The sequence below is a fragment of the Pseudoalteromonas sp. SG45-3 genome, assembly GCF_014164075.1.
Taxonomy (GTDB): Bacteria; Pseudomonadota; Gammaproteobacteria; order Enterobacterales; family Alteromonadaceae; genus Pseudoalteromonas; species Pseudoalteromonas distincta.
The window spans coordinates 1-329 of the sequence record NZ_JACJEN010000075.1; the positions used below are offsets into that span (position 1 = coordinate 1).

Below are 329 nucleotides of genomic sequence, written 5' to 3' on the forward strand. Positions count from 1 at the left end.
AAAATTCAGTTGTCCTAGTGACACATTTATGTGTCCCCATCGTCTAGAGGCCTAGGACACCGCCCTTTCACGGCGGTAACAGGGGTTCGAATCCCCTTGGGGACGCCACTTACTATTTTAAGTATGTGTAAAGCAGTGTGACACCGCACTCTCTATGCACGACGTTATCAAGAGTACTAATCTCTTGGGGACGCCACTTACTTATTTTAATAGGGAAGTGTAGTGTTATTAAGAAAGCTCGCCTGAAACGAGTCTAAAAATTCAGTTGTCCTAGTGACACATTTATGTGTCCCCATCGTCTAGAGGCCTAGGACACCGCCCTTTCACGG

General features: G+C 46.5%; 1 tRNA gene. It reads left to right on the forward strand.

The features are described from left to right. Positions 1-32: 32 nt before the first annotated feature. Positions 33-108, forward strand: a tRNA-Glu gene (locus tag H5126_RS21330). Positions 109-329 lie beyond the last annotated feature (221 nt).